Origin of the sequence: Streptomyces sp. NBC_01317 (assembly GCF_035961655.1) — a bacterium.
GTDB lineage: Bacteria > Actinomycetota > Actinomycetes > Streptomycetales > Streptomycetaceae > Streptomyces.
This window is the reverse complement of the sequence record NZ_CP108393.1, coordinates 4,788,251-4,814,900: the sequence shown is the minus strand read 5'-3', so window position 1 is coordinate 4,814,900 and position 26,650 is coordinate 4,788,251. Positions and strand designations below refer to the sequence as shown.

22 protein-coding genes, 2 pseudogenes and 1 riboswitch are annotated in these 26,650 nt (G+C 71.4%); of the genes and pseudogenes, 13 read left to right on the top strand and 11 right to left on the bottom strand.

Annotation, left to right across the window (positions count from 1 at the left end; genetic code table 11):
* Positions 1–454: 454 nt before the first annotated feature.
* Entirely contained in the window at positions 455–1,159 is a 705-nt protein-coding gene (locus tag OG349_RS20865) for a copper homeostasis protein CutC (RefSeq protein WP_327236046.1), read from the bottom strand.
* 73 nt (positions 1,160–1,232) lie between these two features.
* Positions 1,233–1,424, bottom strand: coding sequence for a hypothetical protein (locus OG349_RS20860; RefSeq protein ID WP_327236045.1), 192 nt, complete (start codon positions 1,422–1,424; stop codon positions 1,233–1,235).
* Between the two features lie 196 nt (positions 1,425–1,620).
* Between OG349_RS20860 and OG349_RS20855 the strand changes: the two genes are divergently transcribed.
* The 5 genes from OG349_RS20855 (at position 1,621) to OG349_RS20835 (ending at position 8,370) form a co-directional block, all read left to right on the top strand.
* The gene (locus OG349_RS20855; RefSeq protein WP_327238643.1) at positions 1,621–3,879 is read left to right on the top strand and encodes a heavy metal translocating P-type ATPase; all 2,259 of its coding nucleotides are present in this window, start codon (positions 1,621–1,623) and stop codon (positions 3,877–3,879) included.
* A 35-nt stretch (positions 3,880–3,914) separates the two neighbouring features.
* Positions 3,915–4,586, top strand: coding sequence for an HD domain-containing protein (locus tag OG349_RS20850; protein ID WP_327236044.1), 672 nt, complete (start codon positions 3,915–3,917; stop codon positions 4,584–4,586).
* Between the two features lie 80 nt (positions 4,587–4,666).
* Positions 4,667–5,884, top strand: coding sequence for a Cmx/CmrA family chloramphenicol efflux MFS transporter (locus tag OG349_RS20845; protein WP_327238642.1), 1,218 nt, complete (start codon positions 4,667–4,669; stop codon positions 5,882–5,884).
* Between the two features lie 111 nt (positions 5,885–5,995).
* Positions 5,996–7,051: a thaumatin family protein gene (locus OG349_RS20840; RefSeq protein ID WP_327236043.1), complete on the top strand. Its 1,056-nt coding sequence runs from the start codon at positions 5,996–5,998 to the stop codon at positions 7,049–7,051.
* 113 nt (positions 7,052–7,164) lie between these two features.
* Positions 7,165–8,370, top strand: coding sequence for a glycosyltransferase (locus tag OG349_RS20835; protein WP_327236042.1), 1,206 nt, complete (start codon positions 7,165–7,167; stop codon positions 8,368–8,370).
* A gap of 738 nt (positions 8,371–9,108) precedes the next feature.
* Here the strand turns inward: OG349_RS20835 and OG349_RS20830 are convergent.
* A complete protein-coding gene (locus OG349_RS20830; protein WP_327236041.1) occupies positions 9,109–9,378 on the bottom strand; it encodes a DUF4031 domain-containing protein in 270 nt (89 codons plus the stop codon).
* Between the two features lie 104 nt (positions 9,379–9,482).
* Positions 9,483–9,842 (bottom strand): annotated as a pseudogene (locus OG349_RS20825) (hypothetical protein); the annotation flags it as partial.
* A gap of 59 nt (positions 9,843–9,901) precedes the next feature.
* Between OG349_RS20825 and OG349_RS20820 the strand changes: the two are divergent.
* The 4 genes from OG349_RS20820 to OG349_RS20805 all read left to right on the top strand — a co-directional run bounded on the left by OG349_RS20820 (position 9,902) and on the right by OG349_RS20805 (position 15,299).
* On the top strand, positions 9,902–10,834 hold the full coding sequence (locus OG349_RS20820) for a MurR/RpiR family transcriptional regulator (protein ID WP_327236040.1): 933 nt from the start codon (positions 9,902–9,904) through the stop codon (positions 10,832–10,834).
* Between the two features lie 72 nt (positions 10,835–10,906).
* Positions 10,907–11,857 (top strand): N-acetylmuramic acid 6-phosphate etherase, encoded by a 951-nt coding sequence (gene murQ / locus OG349_RS20815; protein ID WP_327236039.1) that lies wholly within the window; start codon positions 10,907–10,909, stop codon positions 11,855–11,857.
* 97 nt (positions 11,858–11,954) lie between these two features.
* Positions 11,955–14,522 carry a SpoIIE family protein phosphatase gene (locus OG349_RS20810; RefSeq protein ID WP_327236038.1) on the top strand — a complete coding sequence of 856 codons (2,568 nt, stop codon included), beginning with the start codon at positions 11,955–11,957 and terminating at the stop codon, positions 14,520–14,522.
* A gap of 195 nt (positions 14,523–14,717) precedes the next feature.
* Positions 14,718–15,299 (top strand): Uma2 family endonuclease, encoded by a 582-nt coding sequence (locus tag OG349_RS20805; RefSeq protein WP_327236037.1) that lies wholly within the window; start codon positions 14,718–14,720, stop codon positions 15,297–15,299.
* A 109-nt stretch (positions 15,300–15,408) separates the two neighbouring features.
* On the opposite strand, the gene groL is transcribed toward OG349_RS20805, so the two are convergent.
* The 4 genes from groL to thrC form a co-directional block, all read right to left on the bottom strand.
* Positions 15,409–17,034, bottom strand: a complete 1,626-nt coding sequence (gene groL, locus OG349_RS20800) for a chaperonin GroEL (protein ID WP_161307490.1) — start codon at positions 17,032–17,034, stop codon at positions 15,409–15,411.
* Between the two features lie 309 nt (positions 17,035–17,343).
* Positions 17,344–17,547: a cold-shock protein gene (locus OG349_RS20795; RefSeq protein ID WP_005315736.1), complete on the bottom strand. Its 204-nt coding sequence runs from the start codon at positions 17,545–17,547 to the stop codon at positions 17,344–17,346.
* Positions 17,548–17,911: 364 nt separating this feature from the next.
* Positions 17,912–18,190, bottom strand: a complete 279-nt coding sequence (locus OG349_RS20790) for a ubiquitin-like small modifier protein 1 (RefSeq protein ID WP_161307489.1) — start codon at positions 18,188–18,190, stop codon at positions 17,912–17,914.
* 53 nt (positions 18,191–18,243) lie between these two features.
* Positions 18,244–19,539 carry a threonine synthase gene (gene thrC, locus OG349_RS20785; RefSeq protein WP_327236036.1) on the bottom strand — a complete coding sequence of 432 codons (1,296 nt, stop codon included), beginning with the start codon at positions 19,537–19,539 and terminating at the stop codon, positions 18,244–18,246.
* A gap of 15 nt (positions 19,540–19,554) precedes the next feature.
* Positions 19,555–19,682: riboswitch (SAM riboswitch) on the bottom strand.
* Positions 19,683–19,848: 166 nt separating this feature from the next.
* Between thrC and OG349_RS20780 the strand changes: the two genes are divergently transcribed.
* The 3 genes from OG349_RS20780 to OG349_RS20770 all read left to right on the top strand — a co-directional run bounded on the left by OG349_RS20780 (position 19,849) and on the right by OG349_RS20770 (position 22,541).
* Positions 19,849–20,814, top strand: a complete 966-nt coding sequence (locus OG349_RS20780; protein ID WP_327236035.1) for a glucosyl-3-phosphoglycerate synthase — start codon at positions 19,849–19,851, stop codon at positions 20,812–20,814.
* A gap of 38 nt (positions 20,815–20,852) precedes the next feature.
* On the top strand, positions 20,853–21,002 hold the full coding sequence (locus tag OG349_RS20775; RefSeq protein ID WP_327236034.1) for a hypothetical protein: 150 nt from the start codon (positions 20,853–20,855) through the stop codon (positions 21,000–21,002).
* Positions 21,003–21,128: 126 nt separating this feature from the next.
* Positions 21,129–22,541: an alpha,alpha-trehalose-phosphate synthase (UDP-forming) gene (locus OG349_RS20770; protein WP_327236033.1), complete on the top strand. Its 1,413-nt coding sequence runs from the start codon at positions 21,129–21,131 to the stop codon at positions 22,539–22,541.
* A 33-nt stretch (positions 22,542–22,574) separates the two neighbouring features.
* Here the strand turns inward: OG349_RS20770 and otsB are convergent, their stop codons facing one another.
* From otsB to OG349_RS20755, 3 genes are all read right to left on the bottom strand, one after another.
* Positions 22,575–23,438 (bottom strand): trehalose-phosphatase, encoded by an 864-nt coding sequence (otsB, locus tag OG349_RS20765; RefSeq protein ID WP_327236032.1) that lies wholly within the window; start codon positions 23,436–23,438, stop codon positions 22,575–22,577.
* Between the two features lie 416 nt (positions 23,439–23,854).
* Positions 23,855–24,118 (bottom strand): DUF3263 domain-containing protein, encoded by a 264-nt coding sequence (locus tag OG349_RS20760; RefSeq protein ID WP_327236031.1) that lies wholly within the window; start codon positions 24,116–24,118, stop codon positions 23,855–23,857.
* Between the two features lies 1 nt (position 24,119).
* Positions 24,120–25,388, bottom strand: a complete 1,269-nt coding sequence (locus OG349_RS20755) for an ABC transporter substrate-binding protein (RefSeq protein WP_442806278.1) — start codon at positions 25,386–25,388, stop codon at positions 24,120–24,122.
* Between the two features lie 249 nt (positions 25,389–25,637).
* Between OG349_RS20755 and OG349_RS20750 the strand changes: the two are divergent.
* A pseudogene (locus tag OG349_RS20750) lies at positions 25,638–26,552 on the top strand (ROK family protein); the annotation flags it as partial.
* Positions 26,553–26,650 lie beyond the last annotated feature (98 nt).

Sequence of the window (26,650 nt, the reverse complement as noted above, 5' to 3'; positions counted from 1 at the left end):
AGGCCAAATCCAGCCTGTCCGGCGTTTGAGGACATCGGTAAGCCGCGCTCGCGCACCGCGCAGGGGCACACTCCAGCCCGTCCGGCGTTTGAGGACGTTGGTAAGCGGCACTGTCCACCGGGTGGAGGCGAGGCTCCCCGGACCGGCGGGGTCGTTCAGCTCACCCTCGGCGTGAGGGGGGTGGGGTCGGAGGAGGTGCGTGTGTCCGGACGTAAAGCGTGTTTTGTGGCGCATGACTACCGGTGAACCAAACGAGCCCCTGAGGCGCCGTAAAACATGCAGTCCGGACATACGTACCTCCGCAGGCCCCACCCCCCGCCACCACGACAAACCCAGCCCGTCCGGCGATTGAGGACATCAGTAACCCGCGCCCGCGCACCGGGCAGACGCCACAAACCAGCCCGTCCGGCGCTTGAGGACAAACAGATAGGCGCAACGCACACCGGGGAAGACGCTACGCGTCAAGCGCGGCGCGCCACGCCCTCACCGCCGAAGGCGAAACCGCCCCCGCCCACCCGAAGGGCCTCGCCGCCCCGCCAATGTGAAACGCGTCCAGGCCGCCCGCCCGCAGCGCAGGCACGTGATCCAGACGCAGGCCGCCGCCCACCAGCAGGCACGCCCCGTAGCCGGGCTCCCCGCGCCCGGAAGCGGAAGACTCGGCCAGGAGCGTCGGCAGGCCGCTGTCCACGCCGTCCGGCGACCCCGCCGTGAGGAACGTGTCCAGCCCCGGCAGGTCCGCTAGCTGCTTACGGAGCGCGTCGCGATCCGCCGCGCGGTCGATCGCGCGGTGGAACGTCCACCGGCACCCGTCCAGCTCCGCCACCAGCCGTTCGAGGGTCACCAGGTCCGGCGTCCCGTCCGCGTCGAGGAAGCCGAAGACGAACTCGTCCGCGCCCTCGGCCCGCAGCCCCCGCGCCGCGTCCACGAGCGCGTCCACCCCGTCCGCGCCGCCCGCCGAGAAGCCGTCGGACAGCCGCAGCATCACCCGGAGGGGGATGTCGACGGCGTCCCGGATCTTCGCGAAGGTCTCCCGGGGCGGGGTCAGGCCGTCGGCCGCCATGTCGGTGACGAGTTCGAGCCGGTCCGCGCCCCCGCTCCGCGCGGCGACCGCGTCCTCCGCGTCGAGAGCGATCACCTCCAGGACTGCACGCTTGCTCATCAGGCCCCATTCCTAGATAGGTGGATAGGTCTAGTCCAATCTCCAGCCTAAGGGGCGGCCCCTCCTCCGCGCATCACCGCATCACGCCATCCGCACCCGTATCTCCCGCATCGTGGCCCCCATGCGGAGCGGGCTCGTGCGATTCCCGCGCCCCACCCTCCAGCGGCCCCACCGCCGCGCCGACCCCGTACGCGACCCCGAACGACGCCGCCAGCGCCAGCGCGAACGCGGCCACCCTCACCTTGGTACTCATCGTGATGTTCATGACCGAGAAAATACCCCTCAGGGGTATCCCCTGGATAGGGGTAGGGGGTATACATGAAGAGAGATACGCGTCCGCCGACGACCAAGGAGCCGCCCTCATGAACCTCGCCCAGGGCAGGAACCCGGACACGGCGACCGACACAAACACCGCCGCCCCCACGCCTGCACCCTCCTCCGTCGAACTCCTCATCGGCGGCATGACCTGCGCCTCCTGCGCCGCCCGCGTCGAGAAGAAGCTCAACCGCATGGACGGCGTCGAGGCCACGGTGAACTACGCCACCGAAAAGGCCAAGGTCAGCTACCGGGGCGCCGGCCTCTCCGTACGCGATCTCATCGCCACCGTCGAGGCCACCGGCTACACCGCCCAGGAGCCCGCCCCCGAGCCGCCAGCCGACACCGGAGGACGGGAGGACGGACCGGAGGACGGACCGGAGGACAGCGCGGCGGAAAGCACCAGGGACGCCGAGGACAACGCCCTGCGCCCCCTCCGCGCCCGCCTGATCACCGCCGTCGTCCTCTCCCTCCCCGTCATCGCCATGGCGATGATCCCCGCGCTCCAGTTCACCAACTGGCAGTGGCTCTCCCTCACCCTCACCGCCCCCGTCGTCACCTACGCCGCCTGGCCCTTCCACCGCGCCGCGTGGACCAACGCCCGGCACGGCGCCGCCACGATGGACACGCTCATCTCCCTCGGCACGTCGGCGGCGTTCCTCTGGTCGGTGTGGGCCCTGTTCTTCGGTACGGCGGGCATGCCGGGGATGACCCATGCCTTCGAGTTCACCATCTCCCGCTCCGACGGCGCCGGGAACATCTATCTCGAAGCCGCCGCCGGTGTCACCGCGTTCCTGCTGGCCGGCCGCTACTTCGAGGCCCGCGCCAAGCGCAAGGCCGGGGCCGCCCTCCGTACGCTGCTGGAACTGGGCGCCAAGGAAGTCACCGTCCTGCGCGAAGGCCGCGAAAGTGTCATCCCCACCCGGCAGTTGAGGGTCGGCGACCACTTCCTCGTACGGCCCGGCGAGAAGATCGCCACCGACGGCACAGTGGTCGAGGGCTCCTCGGCCGTGGACGCCTCGATGCTGACCGGCGAGTCCGTCCCGGTGGAGGTCTCCGCCGGCGACCCCGTCACCGGCGCGACCCTCAACGCCGGGGGACGCCTGGTCGTGGAGGCCACGAAGGTCGGCTCCGACACCCAACTCGCCCGTATGGCACGGATGGTGGAGGACGCCCAGAACGGCAAGGCCGCCGCCCAGCGCCTCGCCGACAAGATCTCCGCCGTGTTCGTCCCGGTCGTCATGGGGCTCGCGCTCGCCACGCTCGGCTTCTGGCTCGGCGCGGGAGCCGGCGCGACCGCCGCCTTCACCGCCGCCGTCGCCGTGCTGATCATCGCCTGCCCCTGCGCGCTGGGCCTGGCCACCCCGACCGCCCTCATGGTCGGTACGGGACGCGGCGCCCAGCTCGGCATCCTCATCAAGGGCCCCGAGGTGCTGGAGTCGACGCGCCGCGTCGACACGATCGTGCTCGACAAGACGGGCACGGTCACCACCGGCCGGATGACCCTCCTCGCCACCCACGCGGCGGACGGTACGGACGAGCGCGACGTCCTGCGTCTGGCGGGCGCGCTGGAGCACGCCTCCGAGCACCCCCTCGCCCGCGCCGTCGCCGAGGCCGCCACCGCACGCGCCGGTACGCTGCCCACCCCCGAGGACTTCGCGAACCTCCCCGGCCTCGGCGTCCAGGGTGTCGTCGAGGGCCACGCCGTCCTCGTGGGCCGGGTGAAGCTCCTCGCCGAGTGGGAGATCCACCTCCCCGAGGCGCTCGACGCGGCCAGGAAATCGGCCGAGGCGGCGGGCCGTACGGCGATCGCGGTGGCCTGGGACGGCGAGGCGCGCGGCCTCCTGGAGATCGCCGACGCGGTCAAGGAGACCAGCCCCGAGGCCGTACGGCAGCTCCGCGCCCTCGGCCTGACACCGATCCTGCTCACCGGCGACAACCAGGCCGTCGCGGAATCCGTCGCCGCCCAGGTGGGCATCGACCAGGTCATCGCCGAGGTGATGCCCGAGGACAAGGTCGACGTCGTCAAGCGGCTCCAGGCGGAGGGCAGGACCGTCGCCATGGCCGGCGACGGGGTCAACGACGCCGCCGCGCTCGCCCAGGCCGACCTCGGCCTCGCCATGGGCACGGGCACCGACGCGGCCATCGAGGCCGCCGACCTCACTCTCGTACGCGGCGACCTGCGGGCCACCGCCGACGCCGTCCGCCTCGCCCGCCGCACCCTCGGCACGATCAAGGGCAACCTGTTCTGGGCCTTCGCCTACAACCTCGCCGCGCTGCCGCTGGCCGCCGCCGGACTCCTCAGCCCGATGATCGCGGGCGCGGCGATGGCGTTCTCGTCGGTCTTCGTCGTCGGCAACAGCCTGCGGCTGCGCAACTTCAAGACCCTGTCACGCACCTCGTAACAGACGCGCGGCGCCCGGGCCCGTATCGTCGCCCCATGCCCGACCTCGACCACGGCCCGGACTCCGCGCCGGGCCCCGCCCTCCGCGACCGCTTCGCCACCGCCCTGCGCGACGCGGCGCGGGAGGCGGAGATCCGCGACCCGTACCCCTACGCCGACCAGCTGCTCACCCGCTGGTCGGAGCCCCAGCGGCGCTACCACACCGTCGACCACCTCCGCGCGGTCCTGGACCACATCGACACACTGGTGCGGTACGCCGACGATCCGGACCTCGTCCGCCTCGCCGCCTGGTTCCACGACGCCGTCTACCGCCCCGACCGCTCCGAGAACGAGGAGCGCTCCGCCCGCCTCGCCGAACTCGCCCTCCCCGAGGCCGGGTTGAGCCAGGAGGGTACGGACGAGGTCGCCCGGCTCGTCCGCCTCACCACCACCCACGCAGCCACCGACGACGACCGCAACGGCGCCGTCCTGTGCGACGCCGACCTCGCCGTCCTGGGCTCGGCCCCGGAGGAGTACGACGCGTACGCCGCCGCGGTGCGCGAGGAGTACGGCTTTGTCCCCGAGGACGGCTTCCGGGCGGGCCGGGCCGCGATCCTGGAGCAACTCCTGGACCTGCCACGCCTGTTCCGTACCCCCCACGGCGAACTGGAGTGGGAGGCCCGCGCCCGCAGGAACCTGGCGGCGGAGCTGCGCACCCTGACCTCGTAGGTCCCGTCCGCCGCGCGGAGGACCGCCCGGGAATGCGACGGACCGTCCCCGCGTTGGCACCTGCCGTGCCCAAGCCCCGTATGCCGATAGCCGTCCACACCCTGGGGCTGTCCGTCTTCGCCCTCGGGACGAGCGAGTTCATGCTCTCCGGCCTCCTGCCGGACCTCGCCGACGACATGGACGTGTCCATCCCCACGGCGGGACTCCTCATCTCCGCCTTCGCGATCGGCATGGTCGTCGGCGCGCCCCTGCTCGCCGTGGCGACCCTCCGGCTGCCGCGCCGCGCCACCCTCGTCGCCCTGATCTCGGTCTTCGGCCTCGGCCAGGTCGCCGGAGCCGTGGCCCCGACGTACGAGATCCTCTTCGCGTCGCGCGTCGTGAGCGCCCTCGCCTGCGCCGGGTTCTGGGCGGTCGGCGCCGGGGTGGCCATCGCGATGGTCCCGGTCACCGCACGCGCCCGCGCCATGTCGGTGATGATCGGCGGGCTCTCCATCGCCAACGTGCTCGGCGTCCCCGCCGGCGCGTTCCTCGGCGAACACCTGGGCTGGCGCTCGGCGTTCTGGGCGGTCGCCGCGGCCTCCGCCGTCGCGCTCGTCGGCGTCCTGACCCTGATCCCCCGCATCCCCCTCCCCGCGGAGAAGCCCCTGGTCCGGCGCGAACTGTCCCTCTACGCCGACCGCCAGATCTGGCTGGCGATCGTCCTGACGGCGCTCGCGGGCGGGGGCATCTTCTGTACGTTCTCGTACCTCGCCCCGCTCCTCACCGACGTCTCCGGCCTGGACAGCGGCTGGGTCCCGACCGTGCTGGCCCTCTTCGGCATCGGCGCACTGGCCGGTACGACGTCCGGCGGCCGCCTGGCCGACGCCCACCCCTTCGGTGTCCTCCTGGGCGGCATAGGCACATCGACGATCCTCCTCATCACCCTGGCCCTCACCGCCTCGCACCCCGCCGTCGTGGTCCCCCTGGCCTTCTTCCTCGGCTTCTCGGCCTTCATCACGGCCCCGGCCCTCAGCGCCCGCATGTTCAACCTCGCGGCAGCGGCCCCCACCCTGGCCAGCGCCACCTCCACGGCCGCCTTCAACCTGGGCAACACCAGCGGCCCCTGGCTCGGCGGCCGAGTGATCGACGCGGACCTGGGCTACGCCGCGACAGCCTGGGCGGGCGCCTCCATGACCGCCCTGGCGGCGGCCCTGACCGTCGTGTCCCTGCGCCACCACCGCCGTACGACCAGCAAGGTCGTCGCAGGCTCGCGTCCGACTGCGGCCGAAGAGAGCGCGCGTACGAACCTCGCCACCTGACCGACGGAAACCGGTGTTCCGGTTCTTGTTGTCGGGGTGGGGGTTCGGGCCGTCTCCGATACGGGGGGTCCGTCGGGGCCCCCGTATCGGCGAGTGGTGGAAGGTACGGCGATGGCGAGAACGCGGCACCGGGCGAAGCGGACCCGGGGCGGGCGGGGCTGGTGGGCGGGGGCCGGGGTTGTCGCGGCGGGGGTCGCCGTCGTGGCGCTGGTGTGGCCCTCACTCTTCGGGGCCGCGGCGGACGTGGACTCCGTACGGACCGCCGGTGTGCCCGAGGTGTCCCCGACGGTCGTTCTGCCCTCTGTCCCGCCCCCCGCTCCCTCCGTCTCGGCCAGTCCCTCCGCGTCCGCGTCCAGCAAGCCGAAGCCCAAGAAGAAGCGGGCCGCTGTCCGGAAGAGTCGGGGCGCCGCCCCTACCCCGGCCCGGGGTGGGAGTGCGGCGGGCGTCACCGACCGGCGCGGCACCGCCGACACCCGGATCGTCTCCTTCGTCAACAACGAGAGCCGGACCGTCTGGGTCGCCGCCCTCGGCAGCCCCGAGCACCCCCTCGCCGCCACCGGCTGGAAGCTCACCCCCGGGCAGCGGGTCGCGGTCGAGGTGCCGAGTGGCTGGATCGGGCGGTTCTGGGGCCGTACCGGCTGTTCCTTCGACTCCGCCGGGAACGGGCACTGCGAGACCGGCGACTGCGCGGGCGGCTTCCAGTGCACCGGGAGCGGCGCGACCCCCGCCACGCTCGCCGAGTTCGCGCTCAGCGCGCCCAAGCCCGGGGCCATGGACTTCTACGACGTGAGCATGGTCGACGGCTCCAACCTGCCGATGTACATCAACATCACCCGCGGCGACACCACCGACCCCGTCAGCGCCTCCGGATGCTCGGCCGGCGGCTGTACGAAGCGGGTCGCGTGCCCGGACAAGATGCGGTTCACGGCCGGCGGGCGGGTGGTCGGCTGCACGAACCCGTGCACGGCGTTCGGCGGCAAGACGTACTGCTGCGAGGACGAGTGGGCGGGGCGCGAGAACTGCGTACCCTCGCGCTGGCCCGTCGACTACACGCAGGTGTTCAAGCGGGCCGAGCCGTACGCGTACTCCTACGCCTTCGACGACTCCGCGACCATGCCGTGCAAGGGGGCCTGCGACTACCGCGTGACCTTCGGCGTCACCGCCTGAGGTGGCCTCCTGGTGCCCGCTGTCCGCGCGACGCCCGGTGAGGGGCGGGCTAGCGTGGGAGGGGTACGTACGAGGACGGGGGCCCGCGTCACCGGGAAGGGTGCTGGTGCCCCATGCGTCTGCTCTTCACCTCCGTACCGGTCCAGAGCCACCTCGCACCCCTGCTCCCCCTGGTGACGGCCGCGCGGGACCGGGGGCACGAGGTGCTCTTCGTGACCGGTCCCGACGGGGTGCGGCATCCGGAGGCGCTCGGCCTGCCCGCCGTCGCCGCGGGGCCGCCCTTCGCCGAGTCGGCCGGGCGCTACCGGCGCGCGTACCCGGCCGACGTGCTCTCGGGGCTGTCGGCGGAGGAGCGGGTACGGCATCTCCTCGTCCACGGCCTGATCGAGATCGCGGCGGCCGAGATGGCCGAGGACGTGGCGGAGGTGGTACGCGCCTGGCGCCCCGACCTGGTGGTCGCGGGCCCCGCGGAGCGGGCGGGGGTGATCGCCGCCGCGTCGGCCGGTGTCCCGTACGTACTGGAGGACTTCGGACCGCCCCGCTCCGCCGCGTTCGCGGAGCCGGGCTGGCGGGCGGTGGAGGAGGTGGTGGGCCGCGGGGGGCCGGGTCGTGGCCGCCGCCTTGACCGTGTGCCCTGCTTGGAGATCTGGCCCGCGAGCATGCGCCCCGACGGCACGGTGGCGGGTGGCGCGGGCGAGTGGGAGTTCACCGAGCGCTGGCCCCTGCGGGCCGATCACGTCACGCCGGAGCCGGCGCAGGACGCCCAGCCCGCGTTGCTCGACGGGCTGCCGTTCGAGAAGACGGTGTACGTCACCCTCGGGACCGGCCACGGCAACCTGCCGGGCGTCCTGGAGACGATGATCCGGGCGCTGCACGGCGAACGGGTCAACGTCGTGGTGACGCTCGGCACGAACGGCGATCCGGCGCGCTTCGCGGGGCAGCCGCCGTACGTACGGATCGAGCGGTACGTACCGCAGAAGCAGCTGCTCCCCTACGTGGACATGGTGATCTGCCACGCGGGCGCGGGGACGGTCCTCGGGGCGCTCGCCCATGGGGTGCCGCTGGTGGTGGCGCCGCTCGCGGCGGACCAGTACGACATCGCGGCGCAGGTCGTCCGCGCGCGGGTCGGGCTGCTGGCGGATCCGGGGGAGGCGGCGAGCGGGGGCGGGCTGTCCGCGGATGCCGTGCGCCACGCGTTTCGTACGGTCGCGGGGGACGAGGGGTTTCGCGAGCGCGGTGTGGTGGTGGCCGGGGAGATCGCGGCGATGCCTTCGCCTGGGCGGGTGGTTGACCGGCTGGTGGCGTACGCGGCGCGCTAGCTTCTGCCCCGGTGTTCGTTGCGCTTACTGCTTGTCCTCAATCGCCGGACGGGCTGGGTTTGTCGTGGTGACGGGGGGCGGGGCCTCCGGAGGTACGTATGTCCGGACTGCATGTTTTACGGCGCCTCAGGAACTCGTCCAGTTCACCGGTAGCCACGCGCCACAAAACACGCTTTACGTCCGGACACACGCACCTCCTCCGACCCCACCCCCCTCACGCCGAGGGAGAGCCGAACGACCCCGCCGGCCCGGGGCGCCTCCCCTCTGCCCGGTGGACGGTGCCGCTTACTGATGTCCTCAAACGCCGGACGGGCTGGAGTGTGCCCCTGCCCGGTACGCGAGCGCGGCTTACCAATGTCCTCAAACGCCGGACAGGCTGGATTTGGCCTCTGCCCGGTGACGGGTGCGGGTTACCGCGTCCTCAAACGCCGGACGGGCTTGATTTGCCTTGACGCGGGCGTGAAAGGGGGACGGGCAGGGGTCGTGTCCGGAACGTAAAGCGTGTTTTGTGTCGCGTGACTACCGGTGAACCAAACAAGTCCCCGAACGCGACGTAAAACATGCAGTGCAGGACACGACCCCTGCCCGGCCCCCGGCAACAACCCGCGCATACGCAACCGGCCCGCAGCGGGCACAACCAAGCCCGTCCGGCGATTGAGGACAATCAGTAACCCGCACCCGCCCGCACCGGGCAGACGCACAACCAAGCCCGTCCGGCGATTGAGGACAAAAGCCCGGTCAGGAGGACGCGCGGCCCTTTGGGCGTCGGAGGCCCGCCTCTGTGATCCGGCGTACCAGCTCCTTCGAGCCCACCCGCACCGCCCCCGCCCCCACCGCGTCCTCGTACCGACTCGCGGGCACGTCGTAATGGTCCCGTTCGAACGCCCGCGCCGGGCACCCGATCGACGCCGCGAACGCGTGCAGCTCCTCGAACGACACATCGCTGACCAGGTGCGACCACATCCGCCCGTGCCCGGGCCACGTGGGCGGGTCGATGTAGACGGTCACGGGGTGTCGCCCCCGTCGGCGGGGCCGCCGAACGGCTCGTCGAACGGCTCCTCGAAGGCGCCGCCCAAACGCCCGCCGAAAGGCCCCCCGCCCGCGCCAGCCGGCAGCCCTCCCACCGGCGCCACCACCACCGCCTCCTTCGCGCACACCCAGTGCGGATCCGCCCCCAGCTCCGGCTCCACCTCCAGGGCGTGCGGCTCGACCGTCACGCAGACCGGGCAGAGCGGCCAGCGGCCGTACCGTTCCAGCAGGGCGTCCTGGACGTCCTGCGCCACCAGCCCGGCCACGAACCCCACGCCCGCCGGCCACTGCTCGACCCACCAGCGGCGGTGCGACACCGCGTCCTCCACCAGCGACACGATCTCGGCCTCCGCGACACCGGACGCGACGAGGTCCGCCAGGACCAGGGCCCTGGCACCGTGCAGCGCCTGCTCCAACGCGTTGTCGTTGTTCACTTCGTCCATCCCCACATTGTCCCTCCCCGGGCTTGACCGCCGACAGCGTCCGAAAATATCTTTCAGCCATGACCCAGGACGTGAAGGAAAGTTTCAGCGCGGCCACAGGAACGAGCGCCCCGCCCGCACCCGCGGCCCTGGCCGCCAAGGTACGGACCCTCGCGCCCTCCATGACCCGGTCCATGCAGCTCGTCGCCGAGGCCGTGGCCGGCGACCCGGCCGGCTGCGCGGCGCTGACCGTCACCGGTCTCGCGGAGCTGACCGGCACGAGCGAGGCGACCGTCGTCCGCACCGCCCGTCTCCTCGGCTACCCCGGCTACCGCGACCTGCGCCTCGCGCTCGCCGGCCTCGCCGCCCAGCAGCAGTCGGGCCGGGCGCCCGCCGTCACCGCCGACATAGCCGTGGACGATCCCCTCGCGGACGTCGTCGCCAAGCTCGCGTACGACGAACAGCAGACCCTCGCGGACACCGCCGCCGCCCTCGACACCGTCCAGCTCGGGGCCGTCGTCACAGCGGCCGCCGCCGCCCGCCGGATCGACATCTACGGTGTCGGCGCCTCCGCGCTCGTCGGCATGGACCTCGCGCAGAAGCTCTCCCGTATCGGCGTGATCGCCCAGGCGCACAGCGATCCACACCTCGCCGTCACCCACGCCGTCCAGCTCCGCGCCGGTGACGTGGCGATCGCGATCACCCACTCGGGCTCCACCTGGGACGCGATCGAACCGCTGCGGGTCGCCTTCGACCGCGGCGCGACGACGGTCGCGATCACCGGCCGCCCGGACGGCCCCGTCTCGCAGTACGCCGACCACGTCCTGACCACCTCCACGGCCCGCGAGAGCGAGCTGCGCCCGGCGGCGATGTCCAGCCGTACAAGCCAACTGCTCGTTGTCGACTGCCTGTTCATAGGCGTGGCGCAGCGTACGTACGAAACGGCGGCGCCCGCGCTGTCCGCGTCGTACGAAGCCCTCGCCCACCGCCACAGCCCGCGCACCGCCCGCTGACCGCTGCGGGGAAGCCTCCCGGCCCCGCACTCCCCCTCCCGTACTCCTCCACCCGAAGAAAGCCGCTTCTTCATGACCTCGACCCCCGGCACGCACGGCATGTACGGCGAACTCCGCGCGCAGCTCGACGCCCTCACCACCGAGGCGTTCCGCCCCGAGCTGGCCGAGATCGACCAGCTGCCCACGCTCGACATCGCCCGGATCATGAACCGCGAGGACAGCACCGTCCCCGACGCCGTCGCCACCCAACTGCCCCTGATCGCCGCCGCGGTGGACGCGGTGGCCGAGCGCGCCGCGCGCGGCGGCCGGCTGATCTACGCGGGTGCGGGCACGGCGGGACGGCTGGGTGTCCTGGACGCCAGCGAGTGCCCGCCCACGTTCAACACCGCCCCGGAGCAGGTCGTCGGCCTGATCGCGGGCGGGCCCGGCGCGATGGTGACGTCCGTCGAAGGCGCGGAGGACTCCAAGGAGTTGGCCGCCGCCGACCTGACCGCGCTCAAGCTCACCGCGGACGACACGGTGGTGGGTGTCTCCGCGTCGGGCCGGACCCCGTACGCCGTCGGAGCCGTGGAGTACGCGCGCGGTCTCGGCGCCCTCACCGTCGGCCTGTCGTGCAACGCGGACAGCGCGCTGGCGGCCGCCGCCGAACACGGCATCGAGGTGGTCGTCGGTCCCGAACTGCTCACGGGGTCGACCCGCCTCAAGGCCGGTACGGCGCAGAAGCTCGTCCTCAACATGATCTCGACGATCACGATGATCCGGCTCGGCAAGACGTACGGGAATCTGATGGTCGACGTCCGCGCCTCGAACGAGAAGCTGCGGGCCCGCTCGCGGCGGATCGTCTCCCTGGCCACGGGTGCGTCCGACCCGGAGATCGAGGCGGCGCTCGCCGCCACGGACGGTGAGGTGAAGCCCGCCATCCTCACCATCCTGGGCGAGGTGGACGGCCCCCGGGCCGGGTCGCTCCTCGCGGAGTCGGGGGGGCATCTGCGCGCGGCTCTGAAGGCGGCCCGCGCCACCTGAGGCCCCGCCCGGACGCCCCCACCGGACGCCCGCCCCCGCACGGGGAAGTATGAAACCATGCCATAAGAGACATGTGCGGGCGGATGGGATCTCACTGATGGTCGATGCCGAGGGCGATGCCGGAGCAGCGGTGCCCGGTGCCGACGGCCGCCCGGTGGCGTCCGGTCCTACGCGGGGCGGCCCCGCAGGTCCCGCCCAGGCCGCCCTCGACATGGCCGGGGCGGCCGTGGCCGTGATCGACGCGCGCGGGACCGTCATCGGCTGGACCCGGACCGCGGAGGAGCTGCTCGGCTACCGGGCCGCGGACGTGGTGGACCGTTCCGCCACCCGTCTGCTCCACTCCCCCGAAGCAACGGGCCCCAGCACAGCCACCCCCGCCACCTCCCCCCTCGTCCCCGCCTGGCCCGCCCGTGTCCGGGCCGGCGAACCCTGGTCGGAGCTGGCCGAGCTGCGCCACCAGGAGGGGCACGGCGTCCACGTCACCCTCCAGGCCTCCCCGCTGGCCGGCCCTGACGGCCGTACCGACTGGTTCCTCTCCGCCGCCCCGCTCTCCGAGTCCTCCGTACGGCCCACCATGAACGGCGTGGTGGTCAGGTCACTCCTGGAGGGCGCCCCCATCGGCCTGTCCATCTGGGACGTCGACCTGCGCTGCGTCTGGCTCAACAGCACGGTCGAGCGCCAGAGCGGCGCCCTGCGCCACGAGCGCCTCGGCCTCCGGGTGACCGAGTCGCTGCCGGGGTTCGACACGGACGCGGTCGAAGCGGCGATGCTCCAGGTCCTCAGGACCGGCACCCCCGTGATCGACCACGAGTTCCGCTGGATCGCCCAGGACCTCCACCAGGAGCGGGTCTTCTCGTCCTCCTTCTTCCGCCTCGACGGGATGGACGGCAGGCCGCTGGGGGTCTGTTCCATCGCGGTGGACATCACGAGCAGTTGGGCGCGCGAGCGGCTCTCCGTCCTCAGCGAGGCGGGTACGCGGATCGGCACGACGCTCGACGTCATGCACACCGCCCAGGAGCTGGCCGACGTCGCCGTGCCGCTCCTCGCCGACTACACCAGCGTCGATCTCGCCGAGGCCCTGCCGCTCGGCGGGGAGCCCCTCGAACGGCTGGAGTCCGAGGACGGCACGATCCCGGTCTTCCGGCGCGGCGGGGTGGCGTCCATCCACGAGGGCAACCCCGAGTCCCTGTGGTCCATCGGGGAGGCCGTGTACGTCCCCAGGGTCTCGCCCTTCATGTCCGCCATGACCACGGGGAAGTCCCAGTTCGAGCCGGTCATCAGGACGGGACCCGGCACCTGGGTCGACAACGACCCCGGCCGGCGCAGGGTCATCGAGGAGACCGGGGTCCACTCGATCATCGTGGTCCCGCTGCGGGCGCGCGGCGCGATCCTGGGCGTCGCCGTCTTCACCCGTAACGACACCAAGGCGCCGTTCAGCAGGGACGACCTCCTGCTGGCGGAGGAACTCGCGGCGCGGGCGTCCCTCAGCCTGGACAACGCCCTGCGCTACACCCGCGAGCGCACGGCGTCCCTCGCCCTCCAGCGCAACCTGCTCCCCCGCCACCTGTCGGGCGGCCACGCCGTGGACGTCGCCTCCCAGTACCTCCCGGCGGACCTGCACGACGGGGTCGGCGGCGACTGGTTCGACGTGATCCCGCTGTCCGGCGGGCGGGTCGCCCTGGTGGTGGGTGACGTGGTCGGGCACGGCATCAACGCGGCGGCGACGATGGGGCAGCTCCACACGGCCGTCCACACCCTGGCGGACATGGACCTGCCGCCGGACGAACTGCTCGCCCACCTCGACGACCTGGTCGTACGCCTCACCGAGGAGGACGCGGAGCCCGACGCCGAGGACTACAGCACGCCCGTGATGGGCGCGACCTGCGTGTACGCGGTGTACGACCCCGTCACGCGGCGCTGCACCATGGCGCGCGCCGGCCACCCGCCCCCCGCGATCGTCTTCCCGGACGGCACGGTCACCTTCCCGGAGCTGCCGGCCGGGTCGCCGATCGGCCTCGGGCTGCTGTCCTTCCAGTCGGTCGAGATGGAGCTGCCGGAGGGGAGTGTCATCGCCCTCTACACGGACGGCCTGGTCGAGACCCGCGAGGCGGACATCGACGTCGGGCTGGGGCGGCTGGGCGAGGCCCTGGCCAGGATCGGTGGTAGGGGCGGTCCGCTGGAGGAGGTGTGCGCGGGAGTGGTCGACACGATGGTGTCGACGGCCGCGTCCCAGGACGACGTGGCGCTGCTGCTGGCCCGTACCCGCTCACTGCCCCCGGACCACGTGGTCACCTGGGTGCTGCCCACCGACCCCGCCCTGGTGGCGAACGCCCGCGCCCTGGCTGTCGCCAAGCTCTCGTCGTGGGGCCTGGACCAGCTGGCCGCCACGGTGGAACTCATCGTCAGCGAACTGGTCACGAACGCCATCCGGTACGGCGCCGGCCCCATCCGCCTCCGCCTGATCCGCCACGGCGCCCTGGTCTGCGAGGTCTTCGACTCGGACGACCGCTCCCCGCGCCTGCGCCACGCCCGCGCGGAGGACGAGAAGGGCTGGGGCCTGTTCCTGGTAGCCAAACTCTCCCACCGCTGGGGCACCCGCACGGCCCCCGGCGGCAAGATCGTCTGGGCGGAACTGGAACTCCCGCTGGGCACGGCCGGGGCGTAGCGGGAAAGGCCCTCCCCACCTGGCCAGTTGCGGCCCGGAATCAGACAGACGTTCACCCGCCGTGACCGGATTGCCGCGCACGGTGATCTCGATCTAGCGTGTGACAAACCGCCCACCTGAAAGGACGCCCGTATGACACTTCAGTCCATCCGCCGACACCGGACCGGGGCACCATGGAGGGGAGGAGGCGACGCCATGACCACCAGCCCCGAGGCAGAGCCGCAGATGTCCATCGACGACTTCGAGGAACTCGCCCGCAAGGCCCCGGAGAGCGTCACGCTCGAATTCATCGACGGAAAACTAGAGGTCAAGCCGTTGCCGGATCAGCTCCACGGGGCCATCGTCATGTGGCTGCTGGAGCGTTGCCTCCAACAGCGCCCCGACCTGCGTCTGTACCCGGAGCAGGGCTTGAAGGTGGAGAGCTACCGCAAGGGCCGCGCCCGGGCGGACGGGGCGCTCGCGCCGCTCGACCATTTCGTGCGGCAGGAAGGCGAGTGGGCCGATCCCGACGGTGTCCTCATGACCGTCGAGGTCACCTCGCACGACTTCGACACCGGCCTGCGCGACCACGTCCACAAGCGGGACGGCTACGCGGCGGCCGACATCCCGGTCTACCTCCTGATCGACCGGAACGCGGAGAAGGTCGTGGTCTACACCGACCCCCGCGAGGGCGAGTACCAGACCCGTACGTCCTTTCCGTACGGCGCCACCGTGAAGGTGCCCGACCCGGTCGCCATCACCCTGGAGACGGAAAAGCTCAAGGACTACACCCGCTGACACCGGACCCCGCTCCGGAAACGCCCGAAGGCGGCACCCCCCGGAAGGGGTACCGCCCTCGGTTCAGGAACGCTCCGAGCCGGTGCCGTACAGCCGTACGGCGGCGGGCTCAGAAGTCCATGTCGCCGCCCGGCATGCCGCCCGGGGCGCCGGCGGCGCCGGCCTTCTCCGGCTTGTCGGCGATGACGGCCTCGGTGGTGAGGAACAGCGCCGCGATGGAGGCCGCGTTCTGGAGAGCGGAACGGGTGACCTTCGCGGGGTCGATGATGCCCTCGGCGATCATGTCCACGTACTCGCCGGTCGCGGCGTTGAGGCCGTGACCGATCGGCAGGTTGCGGACCTTCTCGACGATGACGCCGCCTTCGAGACCACCGTTGACGGCGATCTGCTTGAGCGGAGCCTCCAGCGCGAGCTTGACGATGTTCGCGCCCGTCGCCTCGTCACCTTCGAGTTCGAGCTTCTCGAACACCGAGGAAGCCTGGAGCAGAGCCACGCCACCACCGGCGACGATGCCCTCCTCGACGGCGGCCTTGGCGTTGCGCACCGCGTCCTCGATGCGGTGCTTGCGCTCCTTGAGTTCGACCTCGGTCGCGGCGCCGGCCTTGATGACGGCCACGCCGCCGGCCAGCTTCGCGAGGCGCTCCTGGAGCTTCTCGCGGTCGTAGTCCGAGTCGCTGTTCTCGATCTCGGCGCGGATCTGGTTCACACGGCCGGCGACCTGGTCGCTCTCGCCCGAACCGTCGACGATGGTGGTCTCGTCCTTGGTGATGACGACCTTGCGGGCGCGGCCCAGCAGGTCGAGACCGGCGTTCTCCAGCTTGAGGCCGACCTCTTCGGAGATGACCGTGCCGCCCGTGAGGATGGCGATGTCGTTCAGCATCGCCTTGCGGCGGTCACCGAAGCCCGGGGCCTTGACGGCGACGGACTTGAAGGTGCCACGGATCTTGTTGACGACCAGGGTCGACAGCGCCTCGCCCTCGACGTCCTCCGCGATGATCAGCAGGGGCTTGCCCGACTGCATGACCTTCTCCAGCAGCGGAAGGAGGTCCTTCACGTTGCCGATCTTGGAGTTGACGATCAGGATGTACGGGTCGTCCAGGGACGACTCCATGCGCTCCATGTCGGTGGCGAAGTACGCCGAGATGTAGCCCTTGTCGAAGCGCATGCCCTCGGTGAGCTCAAGCTCCAGACCGAAGGTCTGCGACTCCTCGACGGTGATGACGCCTTCCTTGCCGACCTTGTCCATCGCCTCGGCGATGAGCTCGCCGATCTGGGTGTCGGCGGCGGAGATGGAGGCCGTCGAAGCGATCTGCTCCTTGGTCTCCACGTCCTTGGCCTGCTCCAGCAGGGCACCGGAGACGGCCTCGACGGCCTTCTCGATCCCGCGCTTGAGGGCCATCGGGTTGGCGCCGGCCGCCACGTTGCGCAGGCCCTCGCGGACGAGTGCCTGGGCGAGGACGGTCGCGGTGGTCGTACCGTCACCGGCGACGTCGTCCGTCTTCTTGGCGACTTCCTTGACCAGCTCTGCGCCGATCTTTTCGTACGGGTCCTCGAGCTCGATCTCCTTGGCGATGGAAACACCATCGTTGGTGATCGTGGGGGCGCCCCACTTCTTCTCGAGGACGACGTTGCGACCCTTGGGACCAAGGGTGACCTTGACGGCGTCGGCGAGCTGGTTCATCCCGCGCTCGAGACCGCGCCGTGCCTCCTCGTCGAACGCGATGATCTTGGCCATGTGAAGTGGTCCTCCCGGACTGGGGTGGATTGCTCCGGACCGCGCCCGCGCCCGCGACGGACGGCCTGAGAGCCCGGCGGTTCCTTGCTCCACCGGTCCCTCCGGGCCTCACTGACCCGGTCCATAAGTTGTCACTCTCACTTGCAGAGTGCTAACGCCAATGATTAGCACTCGACCCCCGAGAGTGCAAGCTCCTCCCCCGGCCCGGCACCCTCGCGCGGGGGTCCCGTACACGCACGAGGGGCCCGTATCCCTGTATGGGATACGGGCCCCTCGGCGTGAGTGCGTCGGTGGCCGATCGCGCCGGGATCAGACGGCGAGCTTGACCATGTCCGCCTGCGGACCCTTCTGGCCCTGCGAGATCTCGAACTCAACTCGCTGACCTTCTTCAAGGGTGCGGTAGCCGTCCATCTGGATCGCGCTGTAGTGGACGAAAACATCCGCACCACCGTCGACCGCGATGAAGCCGTAGCCCTTCTCCGCGTTGAACCATTTGACGGTGCCCTGAGCCATGCCTTACTCCCCTATTACTGCCGGAACGCTTCGACCGCGGCTGAATGTATCTGCCCAACTGCCCTCTGCAACAGGTCAATCGGACGAGAAATCTGGGCACGACCGAACACACATAGCGACGGATTGACTGCGTTCCGGGGCAAGTCGGGCCGGGCAAAACACACATGTGCCCGCAAAAGTCACCGAGAGTTTGACCCCAGGTTGTCGCGTTCTCGTATGCGCTCGGCACCGGCCGCGAGGGGGTGTTCCCAACTCTACCGCGCTCAACCATAAAGAACGGCCCCCTCCGCTTCCCGTGCGGAGGGGGCCGACTCTTGTACGGACGGGGCCAAGGACACGCGTCAAGCGTCCCCGTGATCCGGCGTCAGCAGCCGCCGGCGACCGCCGGGATGATCGAGATGCCGGCGCCCGCGGGCGTCGCCGTCTGGAGGCCCTGCTCGAACCGGACGTCGTCGTCGTTCACGTACACGTTGACGAAGCGGCGCAGCTTGCCCTCGTCGTCCAGGACGCGCGCGGCGATGCCGGGGTGGCTGGCCTCCAGCGACTGGATGACCTCGGAGAGGGTCTCGCCCTCCGCCGGAACCTCGGCCTGGCCACCGGTGTACGTACGGAGGATGGTGGGGATGCGGACCTTGACGCTCATGGTGGGGTGCCTTCCTTCAGTGATGGGCGGGACGCGGGGACGCGACGCGTGGCTCAGTGGGCCAGGCCGGCGGCGCGGAACGCGTCGAGGCTCGGGCGGATCGTGGCGGTGGGTCCTGTGGTCGGGGCCACGGCGTCCAGCGTCTTGAGACCGTCGCCCGTGTTGAGCACGACCGTCGTCAGCGTCGGGTCGAGCAGGCCGGCGTCGATGAGCTTCTTCGTCACGCCGACGGTCACCCCGCCCGCGGTCTCCGCGAAGATCCCCTCGGTACGGGCAAGCAGCTTGATCGCGTCCACGATCTGCTCGTCGTTCACGTCGTCCACGGCGCCGCCGGTGCGGCGGGCGATGTCGAGGACGTACGGGCCGTCGGCCGGGTTGCCGATCGCCAGGGACTTGGCGATGGTGTTCGGCTTCTGGGGCCGTACGACGTCGTGGCCCGCCTTGAAGGCGGCGGAGACCGGGGAGCAGCCCTCGGCCTGGGCGCCGAAGATCTTGTACGGCTTGTCCGCGACGAGGCCCAGCTTGATGAGCTCCTGGAGACCCTTGTCGATCTTCGTGAGCTGCGATCCCGAGGCGATCGGGATGACGAGCTGGTCGGGCAGCTCCCAGCCGAGCTGCTCGCAGATCTCGTACGCGAGTGTCTTGGAGCCCTCGCCGTAGTACGGGCGGAGGTTGACGTTCACGAAGCCCCAGCCCTCGCCGAGCGGGTCGCCGATCAGTTCGGAGCAGAAGCGGTTGACGTCGTCGTAGTTGCCCTCGATGCCGACGAGTTCACCGCCGTACACCGCGGCCATGACGACCTTGCCCTGCTCCAGGTCGCTCGGGATGAACACGCAGGAGCGGAAGCCGGCGCGGGCGGCGGCGGCGCCGACGGCGCCGGCCAGGTTGCCGGTGGAGGAGCAGGAGAGCGTCGTGAAGCCGAAGGCGCGGGCGGCCTCGACGGCGATGGCGACGACGCGGTCCTTGAAGGAGTGCGTCGGGTTCCCGGAGTCGTCCTTCACGTACAGGCCGCCGGTGACGCCCAGTTCGCGGGCGAGGTTGTCGGCCTTGACGAGCTTGGTGAAGCCGGGGTTGATGTTGGGCTTGCTCGCCACGTCGGCGGGGACGGGCAGCAGCGGCGCGTAGCGCCAGATGTTGTCGGGGCCCTCGGCGATGCGCTTCTTCAGCTCTTCGGGGGTGCCGCTCGGCAGGTCGTACGCCACTTCGAGCGGCCCGAAACAGGACGCGCAGGCGAAGATCGGGCCGAGGTCGAAGCGCTCGCCGCATTCGCGGCACGAGAGGGCGGCGGCGGGTCCGAGATCGACGGCACCGGGGGTGACACCGGGCGTGGGGACGGTCTGCACAGACATGGAGGCGAGGCCCTTTCCTCATCTTCCTCACGACGTACTTCGCCGCAAGACGGAATTGGCACCTTCCCCACCATGACCTCGCGGTCGGCGGGAGGGTTGCCGGGGCTTCAACGGGCCGTTCCCTCTGCCCCTCTGGATGAGCGGTATGGCATCGGATCCGGGGTCGGTCCCGCGATCCGAGCGTTTGTCCACCGGATGACCCCCGACATGCGGTGGTCATTCGTGTTGTTCAAGACTGTAACCGAAGGAGCGGACCGTGGAGATAGTGGTCCGCACCGCGAGATGGATCACTTTCAGGGAGAACCGACCGTGCTGGAAGAGGTGGAACGCTGGCTGACCAGGCGTTCCTGGTCCGTGGCCGACCGTACGCCCGACCGGCTCCTGGCGGCGAAGGCCGCGCGTGGCACGACCGTCAGCGTGGTGCTGCCGGCGCTGGACGAGGAGGAGACGGTCGGCGGGATCGTGTCGGTGATCCGGCGCGAGCTGATGGAGAAGGCGCAGCTGGTCGACGAGCTGGTGGTGATTGATTCCGGTTCGTCCGACGCGACGGCGAAGGTGGCGGCGGAGGCGGGCGCGCGGGTGGTGCGCCGGGACGACATCCTGCCGCGGCTGCCCGCGCTGCCCGGCAAAGGCGAGGTGCTGTGGCGGTCGCTGCTGGTGACGGGCGGGGACGTGGTGTGCTTCGTGGACGCGGATCTGCGGGAGTTCTCGGCGGACTTCGTGACGGGGATCGTGGGGCCGCTGCTGACGGAGCCCGACGTACAGCTGGTGAAGGCGATGTACGACAGGCCGCTGGGGGCGCGGGGGGCCGCCGTGGGCCAGGGCGGGCGGGTCACGGAGCTGGTGGCCCGGCCGCTGCTGAATCTGCACTGGCCGCGCCTGGCGGGGTTCGTCCAGCCGCTCGGCGGGGAGTACGCGGCCCGGCGCACCCTGCTGGAGCGGCTGCCGTTCCCCGTCGGGTACGGCGTGGAGCTGGGGCTGCTGGTGGACGCGCTGCACAGTGTGGGGCTGGACGCGCTGGGCCAGGTCGACGTGGGCACGCGGCTGCACCGGCACCAGGACGACCGGGCGCTGGGGCGGATGGCGGCGGCGATCTACCGTACGGCGCAGCTGCGCCTGTCGCGGTCGCAGCTGGGGGCGCATCTGGTACGGCCCGAGCTGACGCAGTTCGAGCGGGGCGAGAACGGCTTTGAACCGCGTACGTACGACGTGGACACGGAGGAGCGGCCGCCGATGCGGGAGATCGCGGAGTACACGGCCGGCCGCGCGGCGTAACCACCCCCTCTGGTCCTATTTACCTATATTGCGTGCTTATGGAGACTCCTCTGAACTTGTGGTTCCTCGCGGCGGCGGCCACCGGCGTCACGGCCGAGCGGCTGTGGCTGCTGGGCGGGATGGCGGTCGCGCTGACGGGGGCGGGAGTGGTGGCGCTGGCGGCGGCACGGGGACGCAGGGGCGACTGATCCCCGCACGGCTCTCCGTAAGGCTCTCCGTAAGGCTGCTCTCGGTACGGCTCTCCGTACGGCTGCTCTCACTACGGCTGCTCTCCGTACGTTTGAGCGTTTCCCGTACGGGCTAGATTTCGGCACATGGTTTCCGAGCAGGCCGCCCAGGTCCTCGTCGCGTCCAACCGCGGCCCCGTCTCGTACACGCTCCGCGACGACGGAGCGCTGGAGGCCCGGCGCGGCGGCGGCGGGCTGGTGTCCGGCCTGTCGGCCATCGGCCCCGACACGGACGCGGTGTGGGTGTGCGCGGCGCTCGGCGACGGCGACCGCGAGGCGGTACGGCGTACCGGCGGCCGGCTGGACCCGGAGGACACGGGCGGGCAGCGCGTACGGATGCTGGGCATCGCCCCCGACGTCTACGCGGACGCGTACAACGGGGTGGCCAACTCCACGCTCTGGTTCGTCCACCACCTGCTCTACCAGACCCCGCTGGAGCCGTCCTTCGGCGCGGAGTTCCGGGCGCAGTGGGCGTCGTACGAGGCGTACAACCGCGCGTTCGCCGAGGCGCTGGCGGACGAGGCGGGCGACGGCGCGTCCGTGCTGGTGCAGGACTACCACCTGGCGCTGGTGCCCGGCATGCTCCGGGCGCTGCGCCCCGACCTGCGGATCGGCCACTTCTCGCACACCCCCTGGGCCCCGGTGGACTACTTCCGGCTGCTCCCCGACGACATCGCGCGCCAGCTGCTCCGGGGCATCCTGGGCGCGGACCGCGCGGCGTTCCTGACCCACCGCTGGGCGGACGCCTTCACGGCCTGCTGTACGGAGCTGCTGGGCGGCACCGGCAACACCAGGATCGGCGTGCACGGCCTGGGCGCGGACGCGGACTTCCTGCGCGAACGGGCGCACCGCCCCGACGTGGACGATCGGACCGTGTCCCTGCGCGAGGAGATCGGCGGGACCGACCGGCGGACGATCGTCCGGGTGGACCGTACGGAACTGTCCAAGAACATCGTCCGCGGCCTGCTCGCGTACCGGCAGCTGCTGACCGACCGCCCGGAGTGGCGCGAACGGGTGGTCCACGTGGCCTTCGCGTACCCCTCCCGCCAGGACCTGTCGGTCTACCGCGACTACACGGCCGAGGTCCAGCGCGTGGCGGACGCGATCAACCTGGACTTCGGCACGTACGGCTGGCTCCCGGTCGTCCTCCACGTCAAGGACGACTTCGCCCGCTCCCTGGCGGCGTACCGCCTGGCGGACGTGGCCCTGGTCAACCCGATCCGCGACGGCATGAACCTGGTCGCGAAGGAGATCCCGGTGGTCTCGGAGAACGGCTGCGTCCTGGTCCTGTCCCGCGAGGCGGGCGCGTACGAGGAGCTGGGCGAGGACGCGCTGGTGGTGAACCCGTACGACATCACGGCGACGGCCACGGCCCTCCACGAGGCCCTGACGATGCCCCAGGACGAACGCGCGGAACGCACCAAACGCCTGGCGGCGGCGGCCACGGCCCTCCCCCCGTCCCAGTGGTTCCTGGACCAACTGGAGGCGTTGCGCGCCTGATGGCGCGGTGTCAGGCGCGGGCGGGTGGCCGTATCAGGCGCCGGCCACCGCTTGCGCCAGGGCTGCCAGGAAGTCGGCGACCGCGGCGGGGCCCGGGAGGGTGAGGTCGGATCTGGTGGACAGTTCCGGGACCTCCGTGCCGCTGCACACCAGGAGGCCCGGGTGGCCCTTCGCGCGGAGGGTGTCGACCGCCGCGTAGGCGGGGAGGTCGCCCAGGTCGTCGCCCGCGTACAGGACGGTCTCGGCGCCTGATTCCTCTACGTACTTCGTCAGCGCCACGCCCTTGTCCACGCCGGGCGGCCGGAGTTCCAGGACCATGCGGCCCGGTTCCAGGACCAGGCCGTGGCGGGTGGCCAGGGCGGCGAGGGGGGTGCGCAGGGTGTCGAAGGCGGCCTGGGGGTCGGCGGCCCTGCGGGTGTGGACCGCGAACGCCTGGCCCTTCTCCTCGATCCACGTGCCTTGCGCGGTGCCTTGCGCGGCGGATCCGTCTCCGCCGAGGAGGGCGGGGAGTTCGGCGCGGGCCGCCGACACGCCCGGGTGCGGGGCGGGGGCGCGTACGGTGCCGGTGGCCGCGTCCCAGCGCTCGGCGCCGTAGTGGCCGAGCACGACGAGGTGCTCCAGGCCCGGCACCCCCGCGAAGCCGCCGAACCGGACGGCGAGTTCGGCGGGGCGGCCGGTGATCACCACGACGGAGGCGACGTGCGGCGCGAGGGCGGCGAGCGCCGGGACGGCGCGGGGGTGGGCACGGGCCTGTTGGGGGTCGGGGACGATGTCGGCGAGGGTGCCGTCGAAGTCGAGCGCGATGATGGCGTCGGCGGGGCGCGCGAGGAGCGCGGCGAGGCCGTGGGTGCCGGCGGGGGTGGAGGGACTCGGCAGGGGGATCTCGGGGCTGCCCATGTCTCCGACCTTATCGGTTACTGATTGTCCTCAATCGCCGGACGGGCGTTCTGGGGCCGGGGGGCCGCGGGTCTGCCCGGTGCGGGCGGGTGCGGCTTACTGATTGTCCTCAATCGCCGGACGGGCTTGATTGTGCCGCTGCGGCCCGGTGGGCTGGGTGCGGGTTGTTGCCGGGGGCCGGGCAGGGGTCGTGTCCTGCACTGCATGTTTTACGTCGCGTTCGGGGTCTTGTTTGGTTTACCGGTAGTCACGCGACACAAAACACGCTTTACGTTCCGGACACGACCCCTGCCCGTCCCCCTTCCACGCCCGCGTTCAAGACAACCCCCGGCCCGTCCGGCCTTGGGGGCAGTGGGGGGGGGCACACTCCAGCCCGTCCGGCGTTTGAGGACATCAGTAACCCGCGCCCACCACGCTCAACGGCCCTCCCGGCGCGCGGCCCTGACCCGGCGTAGGCGGTTTACCGTGACCGGGTCGTGGGCCAGGGCCCGGGGGTCGTCCAGCAGGGCGCCCAGCACCTGGTAGTACCGGGTCGGCGAGATCCCCAGGTCCTCCCGGATCGCCCGCTCCTTCGCCCCCGGCCCCGGCCAGCCGCGCCGCTCCATCGCCAGCACCGCCCTGTCCCGATCTGAAAGATCGGACACGGGCGGCGCGGGCTCTTCGGGCTCGGGATCCGGCACGCTACTCCGCGGCTTCCGCCGTGACCGCGTCCCGCGCGATCTCCCCCAGCACCGTCGACGGGTTCACACCCGGCTCCACGGCCTTGCCGATGTTCTTCTTGATGCTCTCGCTGACCTTCGCCCACGACGTCTTGCCGACGGGCGGCAGCTGCGACGTCGGCAGCGCCTCCTGGAACTTGCTCAGGGCCGCGTACTCCGGATCCGCGGCCATCGCCTCGTTCGCGCTGTAGGTGACGGGCAGCAGGTCGTACTGGCCCACGAAGTCCAGCACGTTCTTGTCGCTGAACACGAAGTCCAGGAACTTGCCCGCCGCCTCGCGGTGGCCGGGCTGCTTGAAGGCCATCATCCAGTCGGCGACACCCATCGACGACTTGGACGTGCCGTTGATGCCCGGCAGCGGCACCATCCCGACCTTGATGCCGGCCTTCTCGGCCTCCTGCATCAGCGTCGGGTGGCCGTTCAGCATGCCGACCTTGCCCGCGTTGAACGCCGTGAACGCGGCCGCGCGGTCCAGCTTCTCCGGCGCCACGGGCCCGGTCAGCCCGGCCTCGACCATGTTCTTCTGGAGCCACCTGAAGGTGGCCACGTTCTGCGCCGAGTCGATGCTGTACGAGTCGTCGGCGGTCTCCGTGTAGCCGCCCCCGCCGCTCAGCAGCCACATCATCGTCTCGGCCTGCGCCTCCTCGGTCCCCAGCGGCAGCGCGAACGGCGTGGTGACGCCCTTCTCCTTCAGCGCCTTGGAGTCCGACTCGATGTCGGCCCAGGTCTTCGGAGCGCTCAGCCCGGCCTCGTCGAAGAGCTTCTCGTTGTAGAACAGCAGCCGGGTGGACGCGACGAACGGCAGCCCGTACTGGACGCGGTTGACCTTCCCCGCGTCCGACAGCTGCGTCAGGAAGTTCGCCTGGGTGGGGATGTTGAGGAGTTCGTCCGCACTGTAGAGAGCGTCCTGCTTGACGTAGTCGGCGTAGGCGCCGATCTGCGCGATGTCGGGGGCCTCCCCCCGCTTGACCATCGAGGCGACGTCCGCGTCGACGGTCTTCCAGGAGCGGACGTCGACGTCGATCTTGATGCCGGGATTCTTGGTCTCGAAGTCCTTGGCCAGCGCGGACCAGTACTTCTCGGAGCTGTTGGCCGGGCTGTTCCCGTAGTCGGCCGCGACGAGTTTGAGGGTGACGTCGCCCGACGACCCGGTGGCACCGCAACCCGCCAGCGCCATTGTCATGCCCATCGCGGCTATCGCCGCGGTCACTGCCAGGTAGCGCTGCTGCACAGCTCTGTCCCCACCCTTGTTCTTCCGGTGTACGTAAGGTCCCAGTCGGTCCCCAGTGGCGCCCTGTTACAAGGCAGTGATTTTCCCCTATCCGGAGGTTTAAGGTCCACAACTGCGGGGTTTCGCTTCGGCAACGTCTCAACCGGGCATCTCTCAAAGCCGGGACCACGTCAGGGCTTTGTATGGACACGCAACAATCCAGGCCAGTGGACTAGACCTTTCAAGGGTCTACGCGCGAGACTGTTCTTTGTGAGACACGTCATCGCCCTCGATGTGGGCGGCACCGGTATGAAAGCCGCCCTGGTCGGGGCGGACGGCGCGCTGCTGTACGAAGCGCGGCGGGCCACCGACCGGGAGCGCGGGCCCGACGCGGTCGTCGGGACCATTCTCGACTTCGCGGCCGACCTGCGCGCGTACGGCGTCGAGCACTTCGGCGGGAGCGCCGTGGCGGCCGGTGTCGCCGTCCCCGGCATCGTGGACGCCGAAAGCGGAACCGCCGTGTACGCCGCGAACCTCGGCTGGCGGGACGTACCGCTGCGCGATCTGCTCGGCGAGCGCCTCGGAGGCGTACCGGTCGCGCTCGGCCACGACGTACGCACCGGCGGCCTCGCCGAGGGGCGGCTGGGCGCGGGCAAGGGCGCGGACCGGTTCTTCTTCGTGGGGCTGGGCACCGGCATCGCCGGCGCGATCGGCATCGAGGGCACCATCGAGGCCGGGGCGCACGGGTACGCGGGCGAGATCGGCCATGTCGTGGTCCGCCCCGACGGGCCCGAGTGCGGCTGCGGCCAGCGCGGCTGCATGGAGGCGATCGCCTCCGCCGCCGCCGTGACGCGCGCCTGGGCGGCCGCGAGCGGCGACCCGGCGGCCGACGCCGCGGACTGCGCGCGGGCCGTGGACGCGGGCGATGAGGCGGCGGTACGGGTGTGGCTGGACGCGGTCGACGCGCTCGCCGCCGGGCTGGTCACCGCGCTGACCCTGCTCGACCCGCGCACGCTCATCGTCGGCGGGGGGCTGGCCGAGGCCGGGGAGACCCTGTTCGCCCCGCTACGGGACGCGGTGGAGCGGCGCGTGACGTTCCAGAAGGTCCCCGAGATCGTGCCGGCGGCCCTCGGGGACACCGCGGGCTGCCTGGGCGCGGGGCTGCTCGCGTGGGACCTGCTGGCGGGTTCCGGCGGCGGGCAGGACGCGAAGGCAGGCACAGAGACAGGCTCCGCCTCCGGCAACGGCGCCGGCATCGATCATTCCGACGGCTCCGGCCGATC

Coding starts and splice junctions, on each gene's coding strand:
- otsB (WP_327236032.1), bottom strand. CDS start 23,438: ATGGGCAGCCCCGAGATCCCCCTGCCGAGTCCCTCCACCCCCGCCGGC.
- OG349_RS20855 (WP_327238643.1), top strand. CDS start 1,621: ATGACCTGCGCCTCCTGCGCCGCCCGCGTCGAGAAGAAGCTCAACCGC.
- groL (WP_161307490.1), bottom strand. CDS start 17,034: ATGGCCAAGATCATCGCGTTCGACGAGGAGGCACGGCGCGGTCTCGAG.
- OG349_RS20835 (WP_327236042.1), top strand. CDS start 7,165: ATGCGTCTGCTCTTCACCTCCGTACCGGTCCAGAGCCACCTCGCACCC.
- murQ (WP_327236039.1), top strand. CDS start 10,907: ATGACCTCGACCCCCGGCACGCACGGCATGTACGGCGAACTCCGCGCG.
- OG349_RS20810 (WP_327236038.1), top strand. CDS start 11,955: ATGGTCGATGCCGAGGGCGATGCCGGAGCAGCGGTGCCCGGTGCCGAC.
- OG349_RS20775 (WP_327236034.1), top strand. CDS start 20,853: ATGGAGACTCCTCTGAACTTGTGGTTCCTCGCGGCGGCGGCCACCGGC.
- OG349_RS20805 (WP_327236037.1), top strand. CDS start 14,718: ATGACCACCAGCCCCGAGGCAGAGCCGCAGATGTCCATCGACGACTTC.
- OG349_RS20865 (WP_327236046.1), bottom strand. CDS start 1,159: ATGAGCAAGCGTGCAGTCCTGGAGGTGATCGCTCTCGACGCGGAGGAC.
- OG349_RS20790 (WP_161307489.1), bottom strand. CDS start 18,190: ATGAGCGTCAAGGTCCGCATCCCCACCATCCTCCGTACGTACACCGGT.
- OG349_RS20850 (WP_327236044.1), top strand. CDS start 3,915: ATGCCCGACCTCGACCACGGCCCGGACTCCGCGCCGGGCCCCGCCCTC.
- OG349_RS20820 (WP_327236040.1), top strand. CDS start 9,902: ATGACCCAGGACGTGAAGGAAAGTTTCAGCGCGGCCACAGGAACGAGC.
- OG349_RS20770 (WP_327236033.1), top strand. CDS start 21,129: ATGGTTTCCGAGCAGGCCGCCCAGGTCCTCGTCGCGTCCAACCGCGGC.
- OG349_RS20840 (WP_327236043.1), top strand. CDS start 5,996: ATGGCGAGAACGCGGCACCGGGCGAAGCGGACCCGGGGCGGGCGGGGC.
- OG349_RS20845 (WP_327238642.1), top strand. CDS start 4,667: ATGCCGATAGCCGTCCACACCCTGGGGCTGTCCGTCTTCGCCCTCGGG.
- thrC (WP_327236036.1), bottom strand. CDS start 19,539: ATGTCTGTGCAGACCGTCCCCACGCCCGGTGTCACCCCCGGTGCCGTC.
- OG349_RS20860 (WP_327236045.1), bottom strand. CDS start 1,424: ATGAACATCACGATGAGTACCAAGGTGAGGGTGGCCGCGTTCGCGCTG.
- OG349_RS20795 (WP_005315736.1), bottom strand. CDS start 17,547: ATGGCTCAGGGCACCGTCAAATGGTTCAACGCGGAGAAGGGCTACGGC.